This window comes from Brevundimonas sp. (genome assembly GCF_031082345.1).
In the GTDB taxonomy this organism is placed as follows: domain Bacteria; phylum Pseudomonadota; class Alphaproteobacteria; order Caulobacterales; family Caulobacteraceae; genus Brevundimonas.
Map to the genome: position 1 here is coordinate 1 of NZ_JAVHLH010000322.1, position 2,762 is coordinate 2,762.

4 protein-coding genes are annotated in these 2,762 nt (G+C 69.4%); 3 read left to right on the forward strand and 1 reads right to left on the reverse strand.

The window, feature by feature from the left end; all coding sequences use genetic code 11:
- The 3 genes from odhB to RDU12_RS14725 all read left to right on the forward strand — a co-directional run.
- Positions 1-692, forward strand: a 692-nt coding sequence (odhB, locus tag RDU12_RS14715) for a 2-oxoglutarate dehydrogenase complex dihydrolipoyllysine-residue succinyltransferase (protein ID WP_308685376.1), incomplete at its 5' end; no start/stop codon positions are given.
- A 28-nt stretch (positions 693-720) separates the two neighbouring features.
- A complete protein-coding gene (locus RDU12_RS14720) occupies positions 721-1,095 on the forward strand; it encodes a VOC family protein (protein WP_300290322.1) in 375 nt (124 codons plus the stop codon).
- Entirely contained in the window at positions 1,092-1,541 is a 450-nt protein-coding gene (locus RDU12_RS14725) for a putative signal transducing protein (RefSeq protein ID WP_300290314.1), read from the forward strand. Before RDU12_RS14720 ends, RDU12_RS14725 begins: the two co-directional genes overlap by 4 nt.
- Here the strand turns inward: RDU12_RS14725 and RDU12_RS14730 are convergent.
- Complete coding sequence (locus RDU12_RS14730) at positions 1,538-2,677, reverse strand: CoA transferase (RefSeq protein ID WP_308685377.1); 1,140 nt, start codon at positions 2,675-2,677, stop codon at positions 1,538-1,540. The genes RDU12_RS14725 and RDU12_RS14730 overlap by 4 nt on opposite strands.
- Positions 2,678-2,762 lie beyond the last annotated feature (85 nt).

The window sequence follows — 2,762 nt, forward strand, 5'->3', positions numbered from 1 at the left end:
AGGAGCGGGTCAAGATGACCCGTCTGCGCCAGACCATCGCCCGCCGGCTGAAGGAATCGCAGAACACCGCGGCCCAGCTGACCACCTTCAACGAGGTGGACATGACCGAGGTCATGGCCCTGCGCAGCCAGTACAAGGACGCCTTCGAGAAGCGCCACGGGGTGAAGCTGGGCTTCATGAGCTTCTTCACCCGCGCGGTGGTGCAGGCCCTGCACGAGATTCCTGCCGTCAACGCCGAGATCGACGGCACGGACATCATCTACAAGAACCACTACGACGTCGGCATCGCGGTCGGCACCGAGAAGGGGCTGGTCGTGCCGGTCCTGCGCGACGCCGACCAGCTGTCGCTGGCGGGGATCGAGAAGGGCATCGCGGCGCTGGGCAAGGCGGCCCGCGACGGCGACCTGACCCTGGACCAGCTGCAGGGCGGCACCTTCACCATCACCAACGGCGGCACCTACGGTTCGCTGATGTCGACGCCGATCCTCAATGCGCCGCAGTCGGGCATCCTGGGCATGCACAACATCGTCCAGCGGCCGATGGCGGTGAACGGCGAGGTCAAGATTCGGCCGATGATGTACCTGGCCCTGAGCTACGACCACCGCATCGTCGACGGCAAGGAGGCGGTGACCTTCCTGGTGCGGATCAAGGAGCTGCTGGAGGATCCGGCGCGGGCCCTGCTGGACCTGTAGGGCGCTGGAACCCGTCTTCCATCTGTCGCTGTCGGTCTCCGATCTCGCGCGGACCCGGCGGTTCTATGAGGATGTGCTTGGCGCGCGGACCGGTCGCGTCACTGGTCACTGGATCGATCTGTGGCTGTTCGGCGCGCAGGTCACCGCCTATCAGCGGCCCGCCGGCGTCGTCCCGTCGCCCTTCCGCGAAGCCCAGCATTTCGGGGCGACGCTTGAGTGGGGCGACTGGAAGCGCCTCGCGGACCGGCTGGTCGCGGCCGATTGCGAGTTCCGTCTTGAGCCCACCGTCGACGAAGCGGGCGGCCGGGCGAAGATGATGCTCGCCGACCCCGACGGCTATCTGGTCGAGATCAAGGCCTATGCCGATCCATCGCTGCTGCAACGGCCGGCGGCCGCGCCATGAGCCTGCGCGAGATCGCCCGCTTCACCGACGTCTATGAAGCCGATCTGGCCGCGGCCTTCCTCGCTTCGCATGGGATCGAGGTCAGCGTCACCGAGCGGTACCAGACCACCGTCGATCCGCTGATGCAGCGGGCGCTCGGCATCCGGCTGATGGCGCCGGCCTCGAGGATCGAGGAGGCGCGGGCGCTGCTGGCGCGGGCGCAGGCCGGCGAGTTCGCCACCGAAGAAGGCGACGAGGTCGCCGACATGGACGCCGGGACGCGGGCGACCGGCACGATCATGGCGCTGACGGCCTTCGCCACCGGCGGCTTCTGGGGCAACAGCCTGCCGCGCCGGTTCCGGCCGGTAGCCTGGCAGGGAATGCTGATCTCATTCGTGGTGCTGGCGGCCGCGACGATCGCCATCGCGATCGTGTTCAAGATCCTGTTCGACCCGCCCCGGGGCTAGCGGCCGGAACGCAGCGGTCCCAACACCTCGGCCGTGTGCTCGCCCAGCGCCGGCGGCGGCCGGTCGTAGGCCACGGGCGTCGCCGACAGCCGGATCGGCGAGGCGACGGTGCGGACCGGGGCGGACAGGTCGGGCCGGGTCTGGGTCACCTCGAGCCCGCGGTGTTTCGCCTGCGGCTCGTCGAAGACCTGATCCACCGTATTGACCGGACCGCACGGCACCCCGGCCGCCTCCAGCGCCGCCATCAGTCCGTGCATGGTCTGGCCGGCGGTCAGGGCCGAGAGCTCGGCGGTCATCACGGCGCGATGCTCGATGCGCAGGGCGTTGGTCAGAAAGCGCGGGTCGGCGCCGAGGCCCGGGGCGCCGAGAGCGCTCGCCAGCGCCCGGAACTGGCCGTCATTGCCCACGGCGATGACCACCATACCGTCCGTGCACGGAAAGGGCTGGTAGGGGGCGAGGTTGGGGTGGGCGTTGCCCATCCGCGTCGGCGCCTTGCCGCTGACGAAGAAATTGGTCGCCTGATTGGCCAGCATGGCCGCCTGGACGTCGAACAGGGCGATGTCGATGTGCTGGCCCTGACCCGTGGCGCGGGCGTGCAGCAGCGCCGCCATGATGGCGTTGGAGGCGTACAGGCCGGTGAACAGATCGGCCACGGCGACCCCGACCTTCATCGGCTCGGCCCCGGGGGCGCCGTCAGGCTGGCCGGTCACCGACATCAGCCCGCCCATGGCCTGGATCATGTAGTCGTAGCCGGCCCGGTGGGCGTCGGGCCCGTCCTGGCCGAAGCCGGTGATCGAGCAATAGACCAGCTTCGGATTGATCGCCGACAGGGCGGCGTGGTCGAGGCCGTACTTCTTCAGTCCGCCGGTCTTGAAATTCTCGACGAGAATGTCGCAGGTCTCCGTCAGCTCACGGATGATGGCGGCCCCTTCGGGCGTGGCGATGTCCAGCTCGACCGACTTCTTGCCGCGGTTGGCGCACAGGAAATAGGCGGCGTCGCCCTTCGATCCGTCGGCCCTGGTCGTGAAGGGCGGGCCCCAGTGGCGGGTGTCGTCGCCGGCGCCGGGCCGCTCGATCTTGATCACCTCGGCCCCGAGGTCGGCGAGGGTCTGGGTCGCCCACGGCCCGGCCAGCACGCGGCTGAGGTCGAGAACGCGAACGCCGGAGAGGGGGCCTTGGGAAGGGACGAGGGACGAGGGGCGAGGGGCGAGGGCGGATGAG

Coding starts and splice junctions, on each gene's coding strand:
- RDU12_RS14725 (WP_300290314.1), top strand. CDS start 1,092: ATGAGCCTGCGCGAGATCGCCCGCTTCACCGACGTCTATGAAGCCGAT.